The 15,798-nt window shown below is 65.4% G+C and carries 13 protein-coding genes and 1 pseudogene; 12 read left to right on the top strand and 2 right to left on the bottom strand.

Annotated elements, in window-relative coordinates; genetic code table 11:
• Nucleotides 1–2: 2 nt before the first annotated feature.
• Nucleotides 3–707 (bottom strand): SDR family oxidoreductase, encoded by a 705-nt coding sequence (locus ACP2YP_RS12050; protein WP_426424349.1) that lies wholly within the window; start codon nt 705–707, stop codon nt 3–5.
• A 44-nt stretch (nt 708–751) separates the two neighbouring features.
• The gene (locus tag ACP2YP_RS12045; protein WP_426424348.1) at nt 752–2,551 is read right to left on the bottom strand and encodes a thiamine pyrophosphate-binding protein; all 1,800 of its coding nucleotides are present in this window, start codon (nt 2,549–2,551) and stop codon (nt 752–754) included.
• Nucleotides 2,552–2,780: 229 nt separating this feature from the next.
• Between ACP2YP_RS12045 and ACP2YP_RS12040 the strand changes: the two genes are divergently transcribed.
• From ACP2YP_RS12040 to ACP2YP_RS11985, 12 genes and pseudogenes are all read left to right on the top strand, one after another.
• Nucleotides 2,781–3,692 (top strand): IclR family transcriptional regulator, encoded by a 912-nt coding sequence (locus ACP2YP_RS12040; protein WP_426424347.1) that lies wholly within the window; start codon nt 2,781–2,783, stop codon nt 3,690–3,692.
• A 142-nt stretch (nt 3,693–3,834) separates the two neighbouring features.
• Complete coding sequence (locus tag ACP2YP_RS12035) at nt 3,835–5,079, top strand: ABC transporter substrate-binding protein (protein ID WP_426424346.1); 1,245 nt, start codon at nt 3,835–3,837, stop codon at nt 5,077–5,079.
• A 28-nt stretch (nt 5,080–5,107) separates the two neighbouring features.
• Nucleotides 5,108–5,983, top strand: coding sequence for a branched-chain amino acid ABC transporter permease (locus tag ACP2YP_RS12030; protein ID WP_426424344.1), 876 nt, complete (start codon nt 5,108–5,110; stop codon nt 5,981–5,983).
• On the top strand, nt 5,980–8,520 hold the full coding sequence (locus tag ACP2YP_RS12025; protein WP_426424343.1) for an ATP-binding cassette domain-containing protein: 2,541 nt from the start codon (nt 5,980–5,982) through the stop codon (nt 8,518–8,520). The genes ACP2YP_RS12030 and ACP2YP_RS12025 overlap by 4 nt, the downstream gene beginning before the upstream one ends.
• Nucleotides 8,521–8,940: 420 nt before the next feature.
• Nucleotides 8,941–9,543, top strand: coding sequence for a hypothetical protein (locus ACP2YP_RS12020; RefSeq protein ID WP_426424342.1), 603 nt, complete (start codon nt 8,941–8,943; stop codon nt 9,541–9,543).
• Nucleotides 9,540–9,641 (top strand): annotated as a pseudogene (locus ACP2YP_RS12015) (HGGxSTG domain-containing protein); the annotation flags it as partial. The gene ACP2YP_RS12020 and the pseudogene ACP2YP_RS12015, both read left to right, overlap by 4 nt.
• Before the next feature lie 12 nt (nt 9,642–9,653).
• Entirely contained in the window at nt 9,654–9,902 is a 249-nt protein-coding gene (locus tag ACP2YP_RS12010) for a hypothetical protein (RefSeq protein ID WP_426426488.1), read from the top strand.
• Nucleotides 9,903–9,911: 9 nt separating this feature from the next.
• Nucleotides 9,912–10,268 carry a response regulator gene (locus tag ACP2YP_RS12005; protein ID WP_426424341.1) on the top strand — a complete coding sequence of 119 codons (357 nt, stop codon included), beginning with the start codon at nt 9,912–9,914 and terminating at the stop codon, nt 10,266–10,268.
• Nucleotides 10,269–10,621: 353 nt separating this feature from the next.
• Nucleotides 10,622–11,869, top strand: coding sequence for an MFS transporter (locus tag ACP2YP_RS12000; RefSeq protein ID WP_426424340.1), 1,248 nt, complete (start codon nt 10,622–10,624; stop codon nt 11,867–11,869).
• A 34-nt stretch (nt 11,870–11,903) separates the two neighbouring features.
• The gene (locus tag ACP2YP_RS11995) at nt 11,904–13,109 is read left to right on the top strand and encodes a M20/M25/M40 family metallo-hydrolase (protein ID WP_426424339.1); all 1,206 of its coding nucleotides are present in this window, start codon (nt 11,904–11,906) and stop codon (nt 13,107–13,109) included.
• Between the two features lie 285 nt (nt 13,110–13,394).
• Nucleotides 13,395–14,543: an amidohydrolase gene (locus ACP2YP_RS11990; protein WP_426426118.1), complete on the top strand. Its 1,149-nt coding sequence runs from the start codon at nt 13,395–13,397 to the stop codon at nt 14,541–14,543.
• Nucleotides 14,544–14,612: 69 nt separating this feature from the next.
• The gene (locus ACP2YP_RS11985) at nt 14,613–15,770 is read left to right on the top strand and encodes a caspase family protein (RefSeq protein WP_426424338.1); all 1,158 of its coding nucleotides are present in this window, start codon (nt 14,613–14,615) and stop codon (nt 15,768–15,770) included.
• Nucleotides 15,771–15,798: the final 28 nt, after the last annotated feature.

Below are 15,798 nucleotides of genomic sequence, written 5' to 3'. Positions count from 1 at the left end.
GATCAGTTCACCAGCGCGCCGCCGTCGATATAGACGATCGATCCCGTGGCAAAGCCGTTGGCCATGAAGGCCACGATCTGCTGCGCGATATCCTCGGCCATACCGACGCGGCCGACCGGCAGCGAGGCGGCGGTCTTCGCCAACATGTCGCGCCGCGCGGCTTCCGGCATCGCCGCACGGATCGGCGTGTCGATCACGCCGGGCGAGACTGCGTTGACGCGCACCGGCGCCAGCTCGAGCGCCAGCGCACGGGCCAGCGATTCCAGCGCGCCATTGGCCGCGCTGATGATCGCTGAGTTCGGACGCGGCCGGACGCTAAGGAAACCGGTGACCAGCGTCAGCGAGCCGCCGGGCCGGATCTCGGCTTCACGCGCGACGCGCCAGGCACCCCAGAATTTTCCTTCCATCGTGGCCCGCACATCCTCCATCGCGACCGTCTTGAACGGCCCGGTGCGAAGCTGCGCAGCCGTCAGCACGACATGATCGACAACGCCGGTGCGCTTGAACAGCTCGGCCACGCTCTGATCGTTGGTGACGTCGGTCGGGATCGCCGTCACCTTCAGCCGTTCGGCGACCGGATCGAGCCTTGCGGCACTGCGCGAGGCGATGACGACATCCGCGCCGTGTGATTTTGCAAGCTCAGCCGTGGCGAGGCCGATGCCTGAGGAGCCGCCGATCACGACGACCTTCTTGCCTGCGAGCGTCATTCCCATCTCCCGATATTTTTGTTGATTGCTTCTGCGAACCGCGATCAGCCCGGCTGGAAGCGCGTGCCGATGCCGGCCTTGCTCTGGCCGAGGCCCGGCAATTCCCAGACGCCGGCGCCGGCAGGATTGATGTCGGCGGCGATGTCGACGTCGATCAGGTAAGGCCTGTTGGCGGCGATTCCCTTGCGGATGGCTTCGCCAAGATCGCCGGCACGATCGACCCGCACGCCTTCGACGCCGCAGGCGCGCGCCATCGCCGCGAAGTCGGGATTATAACGCTCGCCCGTCTCCGGGTGCTTGAAGTCGGTCGCAAGCTCACGCCCGCCGAGATAGCCGCGCTGAAGCCCGCGGATCGAGGCATAGGCATAATTGTTCCAGACCACCCAGACCACTGGCAAATCATACTCGACCGCCGTGCCCAGCACGTTGGCGTGCATGAAGAAGGCGCCATCGCCGCACACGGATACACAAGGGCGATCGGGTGCCGCAAATTTCGCGCCCATCACGCCGGCGACGCCAAAGCCCATCGGACCAAAACCCATCGAGCCGATCAGCGAATCCGGCCGCTTCGGCTTGCAGAAGCCGAGCAGCCAGTTGTGGTGCACGCCGATGTCAGAAACGAGGATCGCATCCTCCGGTAGTGCCTTGTCGATCTCGGTGGCCGCGCGCTGCGGATTGATCGGCGTGGTATCGTCGGAAAAGCCGGGCGCGACGAACTTGTCCCACTCCTTGCGATAGCCATCGATCTGCGCCAGCCACTTTTTGCGCGCATCGGACTTCTCGAAAAGGTTGTCGCGTCGGTCGAGCTCGGCATGCACCTGGCGCAGGAAGGTGCGGACGTCGGCCATCAATCCGAGTGCAACGGGATAGTTGCGGCCGATCTCTTCAGGGTCGATGTCGACGTGGATCAATCTCGTCGGCGGGATCGTGAAGGAATAGCCGGGAATCCACGAGCTCGAGGTGCGATCGTCGAAACGCACGCCGAGCGCGAGCAGCACGTCGGCCTGACGCGCCGCGTGATTGGCCTGATAGTGCCCGGCGCGCGCGACGAGGCCGAGTGCCAGCGGATGATTGACATCGAGCGCACCGAGACCGCTTGCGGATGCCGCGACGGGAATCTGCAGCCGCTCGGCGAGCTTGCGCAACTCCTCCGCCGCACCGCCATAGCGCACGCCCTGCCCGACCAGCATCACCGGCCGCTCGGCCGCAAGCAGCATGTCAACGGCCTTCTCGACACCTTCCGGATCGGCGCCGCAGCGGCTGGAGATGTTGGCGCTCCACTCGGCAGCCTTCGGCGCCTCCTCGGCGGCCGCTTCCATGAAGACGTCGAAGGGCACGTCGATCACCACGGGTCCCGGCCGTCCCGTGACCATGGTCTTCCAGGCCTGCCGCACCGCGAGCGGCACCATCTCGCCGCGCGTCGGCTGGAACACCTTCTTGCACATCGTGCGCACGGTGGAGGGAAAGTCGGCCTGATAGTGCCGGTACATTTCCTGGAACGCGCCGCGGTTGAACTGGCTGGTCGGCACGTTGCCGGTGATCGCCATGAACGGCACGGAATCGAGGAAGGCGTTGGCAAGAGAGATCGGTAGATTCGCCGAGCCGGGTCCGCAGGAGGTGAATGTCGCAGTCGGCCGGCCGGAGACGCGGTAGTAGACGTCGGCCATGAAGCCGGCGACGCTCTCGTGATGCACGGAGATCGTCTTGATCTCTTGGGAACGCTCGTACAGCGCGTCGATGAACTGGATGTTGCCGTGACCGCAGAGCCCGAACACCTGCGGCACCTTCTCCTGGATCAGATAATCGACAATGACCTGAGCGCCATTGAGCATGTTTCGCGACATCAACCGGTCTCCCTCTCGGCCCGTCGACTTCTTGTGTACCGATGCGGAGAACGCGGCCGGTCATCATGGGGCCGTGGACAGCCTATTTCTCATAATGCTGTACGTCAATTTATATTGTGATAGGCTTTGGCCCTAAGGAAACGCGAAGCTCCGCGCCGACGGCTGCGCCGGTTGCGTGCTACTGTCGCAGATGCGGAGCCATGTCGATTCACCAGAGGGAGCCCAGTCCTTGAGATCGCGTACCAAGCCGACCACCGGCGAGAAGCCTGCAAGCCCGCGCAAGGCCGCGATTGCCAAACTGGTCCCCGCCCCCAAAGCGGATGGCGACGACGAGGTCGAGGACAAGCAACGCGGCGGCGGCGTGCAATCGCTCGGGCGCGCCTTCTCGATCCTCGAAGAGGTGGCGCGCCATCGCGAGGGTATCGGACTTGCAGAGCTCAGCAAGCTGGTCGGCCTGCACAACTCGACGACGTTTCATCTGGCCAAGACGCTGGTCTCGCTCGGCTACCTCCGCCAGGAGAAGGACAACAAGCGTTACCGCATCGGTCGGCCGCTATTTGCGCTGGCGGCGAGCGCGCTCGACGAGATCGAGATGGTCAGTGTCGCAACGCCCGTGCTGGAGGAACTGTCACGCCAGACCGGTGAAAGCGGGCATTTTGCCGTGCGGATGGGCGATGCGGTGGTTGTCATCGCCCGCACCAGTGGCCCCGGCGCGTTCCAGCTCACCGATCGGGTCGGCGTGGTGCGGCCGGCCCATTGCACCGCGCTTGGCAAGATCATTCTGGCTTCGCTCCGCCCCGAGCAGCTCAAGCGCTTCATCGATCGCGTCGAACTGAAGCCGTCGACGCCAAAATCCATCAGCGATGTCGGCGCGCTGATGCGCGAGATCGCCGAGGTGCAGCGCACCGGTGTCGCCTTCGACGACGGTGAGTTCAATCCGGAAGTGCGCTGCGTCGCGGTGCCCGTCACCGATTTCACCGGGCAGGTGATCGGCGCGCTCGGCATTTCCGGCCCGATCTGGCGCCTCTCCAACCAGGCGCTGCACGCCGGCGCGCAGGTTGTGCAGGCCGCGGCCGACCGCCTCTCGGTCGAGTTCGGCGCCAAGGACCGGGCGCACAAGGCGTTCACGCAGAAAGTCTGAGCCGCAACCCAAGCGGCGATTTTGCCGGTTGACACCGGCAACGGTGTTCGGGATTATCCTCCAGCATTAGAAAAAGCTCTCTCACAATACCGGATACCCGGTTTTGAAGGGAGGCACGCGATGCACCTGGGAGGAGACAGAGATGATCCGCTACCCACGACGGACGTTGTTACGGGCGGGCGCAGCTTTTGCTGGCGCAGCCGCGCTCGGGTTTCCCGCGATCGTCAGGGCCCAGGCCGAGAAGATCCGGATCGGGCACCTCACCCCGCTCACCGGCTTTCTCGGCGTGATCGGCAGCTACGCGCAGCTGGGCGTGAAGCTCGCGGCCGAGGAGATCAACGCGTCCGGCGGCATTTTGGGCAAGCAGATCGACCTGCTCTCGGAAGACTCGATCAATCCGGCCACCGCCGCGACCAAGGCGCAGCGCATGCTGGAGCAGGACGGCGCGGTGGTGCTGCTCGGCGAAATCTCGTCGGCGTCCTCGCTCACCATCATGCAGGTGGCCGAGCGCAACAAGAAGGTGTTCTTCTCGACCGGCGCGCGCTCGGACGCGCTGCGCGGCAAGAGCTGCAACAAATACTCGTTCCACTGCGACATCCCGAACACCGTGATGGTCAACGCGGTCGGCACCGCGCTGTCGCAGAAGGGCATGGTGAAGGGCAAGAAGTTCTTCACGCTGACGGCCGACTACATCTTCGGTCATGACCTGCTGAAGGCCGCCAAGATCTTCTTCGGCGCGCATGACGCCAATTTGATCGGCGACGAGCTGATCGCAACTGATGTCACCGACTTCAGCCCGTATCTGCTGAAGGTGCGGCAGGCCAAGCCCGACGTGGTTTGCTGCAACCTCGCCGGCAACCAGGTCACGAACCTCGTCAAGCAATATGCCGAGTTCGGCTTCCCCTATCCGCTGGTCGGCTTCAATCTCAACACCGGCGATGCCTGGGCTGCGGGCGCCGGCAATCTCAGCGGCACCTGGCCGACGGTTTGGTATCACACGCTGGACAACCCGGCATCAAAGGCCTTCGTCGCCGCTTTCAGCAAGAAATACGGCAAACCGCCGGAGAACCACGCCTGGATCGACTACGTCACGCTGAAGCTCTTGGCGGAAGCGATCAGCTCGACGAAATCGACCGACAGCGGCGAGCTGATCGCCTATTTCGAGAAGCAGGCGCAATTCGACATCGGCAAGGCGCGCAGGGCCTACTTCCGCTCCTGGGATCACCAGCTGGTGCAGGAAGCCTATCCGTTCACCGTCAGGCCAAAGGACAAGATGAAGGACCAATGGGACATGCTGGTGCTGGGCGATGCGGTGCCGGCGGCGAACGATCCGCTGGAAACGATCTACCCGACCAGAGAGCAGAACCCCTGCGAGATGAAGGCCTGACGACAGCACCCGGCAAGGCGCACGCAACATGCAGTTCGAGTTCTTGCTGGAACAGGTGGTGAATGGCCTCGTGCTCGGAGGCTATTACCTGCTCATCGCGCTCGGGCTGTCGCTAATCTTCTCGGTCGGCGGCATCGTCAATCTCGCGCATGGCGCCTTCTATGCGCTCGGCGCTTACATCTGCGTCGAGCTGACCAGCCGCCTCGGCTTCGGCCCGTCGGTGGTGATCTCGCCGCTCGCCGTTGCGCTGCTCGGCATCCTGTTCGAGCGCTTCATCCTGCGCCGCTTCTACACGGCCGATCCGATCCTCAGCCTGCTTGTGACCTTTGGGCTCGCGATGGTCGCAGAGCAGGCGATCCGCATGATCTGGGGAGCGGCACCCGTCTCGACCGAGATCCCGCAGAGTTTTCGCGGCTCGGTCATCGTCGGGGACTTCCTGTTCTCGCGCTATCGCCTGCTGATCCTCGCTGTGGTCGCAGCGTTACTGCTCGGCGTCTGGCTGTTGCTGCACAAAACCTCGTTCGGACGTGTGGTGCGCGCCGGCATCCAGCGGCCGGACATGGTCGCGGCGCTGGGCATTCGCCTCCAGCCCTACATGACCGCGACCGTCATGCTCGGCGTCGGCCTCGCCGCGCTCGGCGGCGCGTTTTTCGCGCCGATCACGACGGTGCATCCGGCCATGGGCGCCGAGATCATGACCATCGCCTTCGTCGTGGTCGTGATCGGCGGGCTCGGCAGCTTCTGGGGTGTGATCATCGCCGCGCTCCTCGTCGGCGTCGTGCGTGGCATCGCCATCCATTTCGAGCCCGCGGCAGGCGAAGCCTCGATCTACATCCTGATGTTCGTGGTGCTGCTGGTGCGCCCGCGCGGCCTGCTCGGCGAACGCATCGAGAAGTTCGAATGAGAAATGCGTCGACCATCGACCGGCTGAGGCCGCTGCTGATCGCAGCCGTCGCGGCCATCGCACTTCCCTTCCTGCTGCGCGCGCTCGGCCTGTCGCTCAACACCGGCACCTGGATGCTTGGGCTGGCGATCGCGGCGATGGGGCTCAATCTCTGCATCGGCTACACCGGCCTCGTCTCCTTCGGCCACAGCGCCTGGTTCGGCATCGGCGCCTATGCCGCCGGCCTGATCCAGCTGCGGTTGTTCCCCGGCGAGATCTGGCTACCGCTATTGGGGTCGATGGTTGTCGTCACGATCGCATCGGTCGTGATCGGCACTCTGATCCTGCGCCGGCGCGGCGTCTATTTCTCGCTGCTGACGCTGGCGCTGGCGGCCCTCGTCTACACCACCGCCTTCCGCTGGACGAGTCTCACCGGCGGCGAGGACGGCCTTGGCGGGCTGAAGCGCGGCGGCATCGGCTCGATCGGCTTCGACAATGCGCTCAACTATTACATCGTGGTCGCAGCGATCGGGCTCGTCGTGCTCTATGTGCTGATGCGCCTGGTGCGCTCGCCGTTCGGGCACGTGCTGGTGGCGGTCCGCGAAAACCAGTTGCGCGCGAGTTTTCAAGGCTATCCGGTCGAGCGCTACAAGCTCGCGGTGTTCGTGATCTCGGCCGTCGTCACCGGCCTTGCCGGCGCGATGATCGCGTTCCTCAATTATCTCGTCTCTGCCGAAGCCGTCTCGGTGCCGTTCGCCGGCGAGCTGCTGGCGATGGTCGTGATCGGCGGCATGCGCAGCCTGCTCGGCCCCGCGCTCGGCGCGGTGTTCTTCATCCTGTTCCGCGAGCTATTCTCGATCTGGACGTCGGACTGGCTGTTCTGGTTCGGCCTCACCTTCGTGGCCTTCGTGATGTATTCGCCGGGCGGCCTCGTCGGCATCGGCTCGCTGATCATGCGGCGCCTTCGTCCTCCGGCAGAAGAGACGGCGGCGATGAGCCGGCGCAAGATCTATGACGGCCTGCCGCTGCCGGATTTCCTGCGGCCGGAGGCGCTGAAGGGCACGGTGCTCGAGGTCAGCGGCGTCTCCCGAAAGTTCGGCGGCATTCGCGCGGTGGAGAATGCGAGCCTCAAAGTCGCCGCCGGCGAGATCCACGCGTTGATCGGGCCGAACGGCGCCGGCAAGACCACGCTGTTCAACCTGGTCTCCGGCCTCTATGTGCCGGACCAAGGCACGATCCGCCTGCAAGGACGCGACATCTCCGGCGTGCCGGCGGACCTGATCTGCCACCAGGGGCTGGCGCGCTCGTTCCAGATTACCAACCTGTTCCGCGGGCTCTCGATCTACGAGAACCTGCGCCTGTCATTGCAGGCGCGGCGCACGATGCGCTTCAACATCTGGAACGACGTCGACACTTATCAGGAGATCCACGCCGAGACCGCCGCGCTGGTCAAATTCCTTGGGCTCGAAGGCATCGAGGAGATTGAAGGCGGCGAGCTCTCCTATGGCGGACAGCGGCTGGTCGATCTCGGCATCGCGCTCGGCTCGAAACCGCAGGTGCTGTTGCTCGACGAGCCGCTCGCCGGCCTTGCCGCCGCCGAGCGCGAGCGCGTCTCCAACCTGGTCAAGAACATCGCATCCAACATTCCCGTGCTGATCGTCGAGCACGACATCGACCGCGTGCTCGGCTTCTCGCAGGTCGTCACCGTAATGAACCAGGGCGAGGTGCTGATGTCCGATTGCCCCGGCGCCGTGCGGGCCGATTTGCGGGTGCAGGAGATCTACACCGGCAAGGGCATTCCCGCCGTCGAGCACCGGCGCAGCGACGAGGCATCCGGCGCGCAAGAGACCGTGCTGCGGCTCGATCGCGTCAACACGTTCTACGGCAAGAGCCACATCCTCAACGACGCCGCGCTCGACGTGCGCGAGGGAGAGATCGTCGCGCTGCTCGGGCGCAACGGCGCGGGCAAGTCGACGCTGCTGAAAACCATCGCGGGGCTCGTGCCGGCGGCCTCCGGCAGCATCGCCTATCGCGGCGATGATATTGCGAGCCTTGCGGCACCCGACATCGCCCGCCGCGGCATCGGCTATGTGCCGCAGGGCCGCGGCCTGTTCGCCGGCATGACCGTGCGCGAGAATCTCGCGCTCGGGCGCCTCGCGCGCAAGACCGACGGCAGCGACGGCGTGGTCTGGAACGAGGAGCAGATTCTCCAGTATTTTCCTCGCTTGAAGGAGCGGATGAACATCGCGGCCGACTATCTCTCCGGCGGCGAGCAGCAGATGGTGGCGGTCGCCCGTGCCATGTCCGGCAATGTGCGCCTGCTGCTGCTCGACGAACCGTTCGAGGGGCTGGCGCCGGCGGTGACGCTGGAGCTGTTCAGGGTGTTCGATGCACTCCGCCGCCACATGTCGATCGTGATCGTCGAGCACAATCTTGATCTCGTGCTGGCGCTCGCCGACCGCGTCTTCGCACTGGAGCGCGGCGCCGTATTCCACCAGGGACCCGCGGCGCCGCTCTTGAACGATCTCGGCTATCGCAAGCAGATCCTCTGGCTGTGACGGAAACAGGTGCGCTCCCTCTCCGCGATGGGACAATCCCCCAGAGGAGAAAACCCTCACCCGGCGCTATGCGCCGACCTCTCCCGCAAGCGGGAGAGGTTAAGGGGAGACCGCCGGTATCCCAACAAAAGCGCGAAAACAACCCCATGCACAGTAGCTGACGCCAGCCGGAACAACGACTTATGCGAAGGTGGCTTCGCATATCCCGAAAATCAGTTTGACACGTCGGGCAAAACAGGAGCAGGATGGCATCATCGCGACAATCGCCGGTGTCCACGCCGCCCCGCCTGGGGTGGTCGACCCGGCTGTGCGCGTAAACCTCTTATCGATATCTGAAAATCTCAAGCGCCGCTCAGCAGATGCATCATCGGCTTCGCTCGCAGCGAGGCCTCGTGCCTGCGCCGGCAAAGGACACATCGCATGACGACATCCCTGACCAGTCCTGAGACGATGCCCATTGCGGCGACCGATCGTGCCGCGATCATCGCAAGCCCGAAAGTCAAACTCCGCCGCCGGCGCATCGTGATCGACCATCCCGATCCGCACGCCGGCGAAAGGCTGCTGGCCGATGCGCTCGGCGCCGTCGACCGCGAGGCGCTGCATGGCCTGTTGAGCCAGCTGGTGAAAGCCAGCGCGGCTGCGCGCCGGCCCGACCAGGGCAATCTCTCCTTCATGGTCTCGATGCTGAAGGGCATCGCGCCGAAGGATTCGCTCGAGGCGATGCTGGCGGCGCAGATGGTCAGCATCCACGTCGCGTCAATGCGCTGCGCCTGTCGCCTCGCCTGCACCGACGACGTGCCGCAGCAGGAAAGCCTCTCGCGCGCACTGACCCGGCTGGCCCGCACCTACGCAGCCCAGATGGAGGCTTTGAACCGTCATCGCAGCAACGGCGCGTGCGCGATCACGGTGCAGAATTTGTCGGTGCAGGATGGCGGCAAGGCCGTGGTCGGCCATTTCACGCAGCACGCAAGCCTGATCGCGGCGCAGCCGGGCCTGGCCGACGCGACAGCCGTCACCGCATGAGCCACGCCCGCAACACCAGCCCGATACGAACGAGCCAGCGCTGCGGCGCGCAAACACGCAACGGTGACACTTGTCGCGCGCCTGCGTTGCGCGGCAGGACGCGCTGCCGCATGCACGGCGGCGCGGCGGGATCCGGGGCACCATTTGGAAACGGCAATGCCGTCAAGCACGGCTTCTTCACCAAAGAGGCGGTCGACGAACGAAAGTTCGTTCGCACCGTGCTGCTGGAAGCGGAGAATTTGCTGCGCACATTGCCCGCGCGGTCGGAAGCAGACCGCAACCGATGCGAGATCGGAACGCAACTCACCATACCGGGAACAGAGTCGAACCCTCCGCACTTAACAAATGATAGCAAGTGAGGTGACGCAATGGGCCAGTCGAAACCGCACCGCCCCACCGCAATCGTCGTCGAGGACGACGACATTCAGCGTGAAATGCTCGCAATGCTGCTCGAAGACAACAATTTCGAGGTGTTGCAGTGCGAGGACGCAGAGACCGCGGCTCTGGCACTCAAAGCGAAGCACCCATCCCTGATCGTCACCGACATCAAGCTGGTCGGGAAGATGGACGGCGTGGATCTGGCTCACTTCGCCCAGCAGCAGAATGCCGATGTGCGGATCATCGTGATCTCGGGCCGTCCGCTGCCCCGGCCCCTACCGCACGGTGCAAAGTTCCTCATCAAGCCGGTCTACCCGACCGCGCTGCTCGCGGAAGCGGCGCAATAGAAGCGCCGGGCAATTTCCGTGGATGTCTGCGATGGCAGCAAATTTCATCTCGCCCTCCCCGTTCGGGACGGCCGACGACATTCCTAATGCGGGACGATGCAGACGTGAGGCTTCGCTTTAGCTGCATTTGGAGAAGCGCCCGCAAGCTGAGTGTCAAATCGGCGCCGTTCCGAAACGGAACCACCGCTTCGATAGCGCGAGCAAGTGACGGCATTGGCAGGGCGCCGAAGGCTGACGCGAGGCGCTGTGCCGCCACGTCTGGCGGGCCATGCGCCAAGCCGCCCCCTCCCGCCATTGGCACGCCTCCCGCAATCATGTAACCCGGCCAAAACCCTTGCCGGGACGGGACGCTGATGACTGCGGTTGCCAATGATGAAGCGGGACATGGCACCCGCGCGCTGATCTTTGCGCTGGTCGCGCTTGCCTGCGGGCACATGTTGTCGACCTTGCTGCGCACGATCCCGGCGCTCAGCCTCGATCTGATGGCGGCGGATTTCCACGTGCAGCCGCAGGCGCTGGCGAGCCTCACCTCGGTCTATCATTTCGCCTTTGCGGCGTCGCAGATCCCGGTCGGCGCTGCGATGGACCGCTTTGGCGTGCGGCCGGTGTCGCTCAGCCTGCTTGCGGGCACCATCATCGGCGCGATCGCATCGGGCTTTGCGACCGGGCCTTCGAGCTTCGCCTTCGGGCAGCTGCTGCTGGGGATCGCGACCTCGGGCATGCTGATGTGCCCGATGACATTGGCGGCCAAGCAATTGTCGGCGGCGCGGTTCGGGCTGTGGTCGGGCGCGATCCTGTCGATCGGCAATATCGGCATGCTGCTGTCGTCGAGCCCGCTCGCCTTCGTGGTCGATCATTACGGCTGGCGCGCCGGATTCTGGATCGCAGCAGCCGGCGGCGTCGTGGTGGCGCTCGCCGTGTTCGCGCAGGTGCCGAACCAGCCGGCCGAACACAAGGACGAGTCCTCACCGCTGTCGCAGATGATCGAGGTGCTCAGGCTCGGCCTGTCGTATCAGCTGCGCGGGCTGATTGCGCTGGCCATGGTGTCGCTGGCGACCTCGCTGGTGCTGCGCGGATTGTGGGGCGGGCCGTGGCTGATGGAGGTCAAGGGCCTATCGCGGGTCGAGGCCGGCAATCAGCTCGGCGCGTATACGCTGGCGATGATCGCAGGTCCGCTGTGCATCGGCATGATCGACCGGAGAATCGGCCGTCGCCGGGAGCTTGTGGCCGGCACGCACACGATCGCGGCGCTGCTGGTCGCGCTGATGGCACTCGGCGCGCCGCATTATGCCGTTGCATGGCTGTTCGGCGTGCCGGTCATGCCCCCGCAATACGATCTCGTGCTGTTCGTGCTGATCGGGCTTGCGACCTCGGCCCAGCCGCTGCTGTTCGGCATGTGCCGGCAGCTGGTCGATGCGCAGACCGCAGGCAAGGCGCTGGCGGCGGTGAACCTCGCCTTCTTCCTCGGCACCGCGCTGATGCAATCGATCACCGGCGCGGTGGCAGCGTTCGCGGGGCTGCCTGCGGTGCTGCTGTTCATGGCGGCAGCCCTGCTCGTGGGGGTGATGATCTTTTTGACTTACACCTCGCCGCGTTCGTAGGATGGGCGGTTCGAGCATCAAGGGAATCAACTCCATGCCTGTCGACACCAAAGCCGCCACCGACCGCCTCATGCGCTTCCTCGCCATCGAGGGCGTCACCGGACAGGAGGCGGCGATCGGGCGTGAGCTCACCGCCGCGCTGAAGGAGAGCGGCGTGCCGGCCAAGGCGATCCGGCTCGACGACGCCAACACCCGCATTCCGGTGCCGACCGAGACCGGCAACCTCATCGTCGACCTGCCCGGCCGCGGCGCGCTGCACAACCAGCCGCGCATCATGTTCATGACCCACATGGACACCGTGCCGCTCTGCGCCGGCGCCAAGCCGAAGAAAGCCGGCCGCAAGATCGTCAACGACGCCAAGACCGCGCTCGGCGGCGACAATCGCTGCGGCTGCGGCGTGCTGGTGACGCTGGCGGCCGAGCTCGAAAAGCAGCAGCTCGACCATCCGCCGATCACGCTTTTGTTCTGCGTGCGCGAGGAGAGCGGGCTCTACGGCGCGCGCCACGTCAAGCTGGACGAGCTTGGCTCGCCGGTGATGGCCTTCAACTATGACGGCGGCTCGGCCTCCAACGTCGTGATCGGCGCGGTCGGCGCCGATCGCTGGACCGTCGAGATTTTTGGCCGCGCCTCGCATGCCGGCGTCGCGCCCGAGCGCGGCATCTCCTCGACCATGATCATGTCGCTGGCGCTTGCCGACGTGAAGGCCGGCGGCTGGTTCGGCAAGGTCGTGAAGGGCAAGCGGCAAGACAGAAGGGAAGGCACCAGCAATGTCGGCCCCGTCACCGGCGGCGAAGGCCGCCCCGCCGGCGATGCCACCAATGTCGTCACCGACTATGTGCATGTGCGCGGCGAGAGCCGCAGCCATGACGGCAAATTCTTCAAGGAGATCACCAAGGCCTACAAGGCCGCGTTCGAGAAGGCCGCCAAGAAAGTGACGAATGCGCAGGGCAAGTCCGGCAAGGTCAAGTTCAAGGCCGAGACCGACTATTATCCGTTCCGCATGAAAGACAGCCAGCCCGTCATCAAACGTGCGATCGAGGCGGTGTCCGCGGTCGGCGGCACGCCGAACGTCCGCGCCGCCAATGGCGGCCTCGATGCCAACTGGATGGTCCGCCACGGCGTTCCCACCGTGACCTTCGGCGCCGGCCAGAACGAGGCGCACACGATCGACGAATGGATCAATCTCGACGAATACGACCGGGCCTGTGCGTTGGCGCTGCAGCTCGCGACGATGCGGTGAGATAGGTTCGTAGGGTGGGTTAGCGGCTGAAGGTGCGCCCCCTCTCCCGCTTGCGGGAGAGAGTTGGGGAGAGGGTATCTCCGCAGTGAGACCCCCAATGACGATCGAGCCCTCTCCCGGCCTCTCCCGCAAGCGGGAGAGGTGAAGTGGTGCGTGCGGCGCGGTCGGTCTACCCCGCAATCACCGAACTCGTTGATGCACGCGAGGCATTCCGAGGCACTTGATGCGGCGGCCAGATAATCCGCTATGCTGCCGTCAGCCGTCATCATCCGAGAGAGCCGCACCTTGACCCCCGAGCTGCACCAGAAACTGACCGCGTGGCGCCAGCATCTGCATGCCCACCCCGAGCTGTCCTTGCAGGAGAAGGCAACCGCCGCCTTCGTGCAGGAGCGGCTCACCGAGCTCGGCATTCCCTTCGAGCCAGGCATCGGCGGCCACGGAATCGTCGCGACGCTGACGCGCGGGTCGGCGCAAGCACGCGTCGGCTTGCGCGCCGACATGGACGCGCTGCCGATCACCGAGGATACCGGGCTTGCCTATGCCTCGAGGACGCCCGGCGTGATGCACGCCTGCGGGCATGACGGACACACCGCCTCGCTGCTGGGCGCGGCAGCGCTGCTCGCCGTGGACACCGACTGGAGCGGCACCGTCGACTTCATCTTCCAGCCGGCGGAAGAGGGTTATGGCGGCTCGCGCGCGATGGTCGGAGCCGGCCTGTTCGAGCGCTTCCCGATGGAACGGGTATTCGGCTTTCACAACTGGCCCGGCCTCGAGGCCGGCACCATCGCGGTCCATGACGGCGTGGTGATGGCCTCCGGCGGACGCGTCACCATCACCATCGAGGGCCATGCGGGACATGCCGGCATGCCGCATCTGACCCGCGACCCCGTTGTGGCGGCCGGCCATCTGATCGTGGCGCTGCAATCGATCGTGGCGCGCAGCGTCGATCCGCTCGACACCGCCGTGCTCTCGTTGTGCACGATCGAGGGCGGCACCGCGCCCAACCAAATCGCAGGCAAGGTCGTGATCCGCGGCACGCTGCGGCATCACCGCAATGACGTGAAGGACATTCTTCTCGTGCGCATCGCAGACATCTGCGCCGGCATCGCCACGAGCTTTGACGTCAAGGTCACGCCCGACATCGTCATGGGCGTCGGCGTGACGATCAACACGCCGGAGGAAGCCGGCTTCGCGCGCATGGCCGCGGACAAGGTGCGGGCGCCGGTGCGGCGCGATCTTGCACCGAGCATGGCCGGCGAGGATTTCGCCTTCTACCTCCAGAAGCGTCCCGGCGCGTTCGTCTGGATCGGCAACGGGCCTTTGCGCGACGGCGCCGAGCTGCACGGCCCGCGCTACGATTTCAACGACGCGATCCTCCCCGTGGCATCGAGCTGGATGGCCGAAGTCGCCAAGACGGCGCTGTCGGCGAACTAGGGGCGGCCCGGTGGCTCCCGCGGATCGGTTGCGCTAGGATCAAAACTCCTTTGAGCCAGCGAGATCCGGATGAACCGGCGCGAATTTGTTTCGGGGTTGACGACGGCAACCGCGTTTGCGGGCGTGGCGTCGACGGCCGCAGCAGCCGAAGGCAGGCGGGTCGCGCTCGTCATCGGCAACGGTGCCTACAGGAACGTCCCCGCGCTGCTCAATCCGCCGAACGACGCGAATGACATCGCCGCGGCGCTGAAGCGGCTTGGTTTCACCGTCTCCGTGGCGACGAACGCCGGCTTCGACGACATGCGCCGCGGCCTGATCGCATTCGGGCGCAACGCTGCCGGCGCCGACATGGCGGCGGTGTATTTCGCCGGCCATGGCATGGAGATCAATGGCGAGAACTGGCTGATTCCGATCGACGCAGAGCTGAAGCGGGACACCGACGCGGCGAATGAAGCCATCAACCTGCAAAGCGTGATGTTGCAGGTGTCCAACACCACCAGCCTTGGTCTTGTCATCCTGGACGCCTGTCGCAACAATCCGTTTGCCGCCAAGATGAAGCGCTCGATCGCCACGCGGGCGGCCACCATGAACGGCCTCGGCCGCATCGAGCCCGTCGGTAACGTTCTGGTCGCCTATGCCGCGCGCGACGGCACCACGGCGCTTGACGGCGACGCGCGCAACAGCCCGTTTGCAGCGGCACTCCTGCGCAACATCGAGACGCCCGGCGTCGAGGTGACCTTCATGTTCCGCAATGTCCGCGACGACGTGATGGAGGCGACCCGCAACGAGCAGCAGCCGTTCGTCTACGGTTCGCTGTCGCGCAAGGCGATCTACCTTGCCGGCCGGCCAGCGGCAGGTAGCGAGCAAGCGGCGCCGCCCAGCCCGCTTCCGGCTGTCGTCTCCCCTGCTCCACCGCGCACGACGACGTCGCCAACGATCGATCCCGCGCTGGTCGGCACCTGGGAGATTATGGTGCCGAGCGGCCGCGGGCCGTCGCGCTGGATCTGGCAGATCATGGGCGACGGCACCTACAGATTCCACGCCGAGCCGCAACGTTCGGCGCGTCCGCACGAAGGCACGATCATGGCCGCAAATGGCCACTGGACCCTGCACGCAACAAGGGGCCTGTCCGGCTACAGCGACGGCGGCGCCTACGAGATCCACGATGCGCTGGCGGTGATTACAGGCAAGCTCGGCACCGGCGCCTGGAAGCGCAGTGCCGAGTAGATGCGCATACGCGCGATCATGCCGCCCC

The organism is Bradyrhizobium genosp. A (assembly GCF_049949275.1).
In the GTDB taxonomy this organism is placed as follows: domain Bacteria; phylum Pseudomonadota; class Alphaproteobacteria; order Rhizobiales; family Xanthobacteraceae; genus Bradyrhizobium.
The sequence above is the reverse complement of the archived record's forward strand: the minus strand, read 5'-3'. Positions and strand labels throughout refer to the sequence as shown.

Bases quoted from the DNA above. Each gene is read 5' to 3' on its own strand.
- ACP2YP_RS11985 (WP_426424338.1), top strand. From the start codon at position 14,613: ATGAACCGGCGCGAATTTGTTTCGGGGTTGACGACGGCAACCGCGTTT.
- ACP2YP_RS11995 (WP_426424339.1), top strand. From the start codon at position 11,904: ATGCCTGTCGACACCAAAGCCGCCACCGACCGCCTCATGCGCTTCCTC.
- ACP2YP_RS12050 (WP_426424349.1), bottom strand. From the start codon at position 707: ATGACGCTCGCAGGCAAGAAGGTCGTCGTGATCGGCGGCTCCTCAGGC.
- ACP2YP_RS12000 (WP_426424340.1), top strand. From the start codon at position 10,622: ATGACTGCGGTTGCCAATGATGAAGCGGGACATGGCACCCGCGCGCTG.
- ACP2YP_RS12010 (WP_426426488.1), top strand. From the start codon at position 9,654: ATGCACGGCGGCGCGGCGGGATCCGGGGCACCATTTGGAAACGGCAAT.
- ACP2YP_RS12025 (WP_426424343.1), top strand. From the start codon at position 5,980: ATGAGAAATGCGTCGACCATCGACCGGCTGAGGCCGCTGCTGATCGCA.
- ACP2YP_RS12035 (WP_426424346.1), top strand. From the start codon at position 3,835: ATGATCCGCTACCCACGACGGACGTTGTTACGGGCGGGCGCAGCTTTT.
- ACP2YP_RS12045 (WP_426424348.1), bottom strand. From the start codon at position 2,551: ATGTCGCGAAACATGCTCAATGGCGCTCAGGTCATTGTCGATTATCTG.
- ACP2YP_RS12030 (WP_426424344.1), top strand. From the start codon at position 5,108: ATGCAGTTCGAGTTCTTGCTGGAACAGGTGGTGAATGGCCTCGTGCTC.
- ACP2YP_RS12020 (WP_426424342.1), top strand. From the start codon at position 8,941: ATGACGACATCCCTGACCAGTCCTGAGACGATGCCCATTGCGGCGACC.
- ACP2YP_RS12005 (WP_426424341.1), top strand. From the start codon at position 9,912: ATGGGCCAGTCGAAACCGCACCGCCCCACCGCAATCGTCGTCGAGGAC.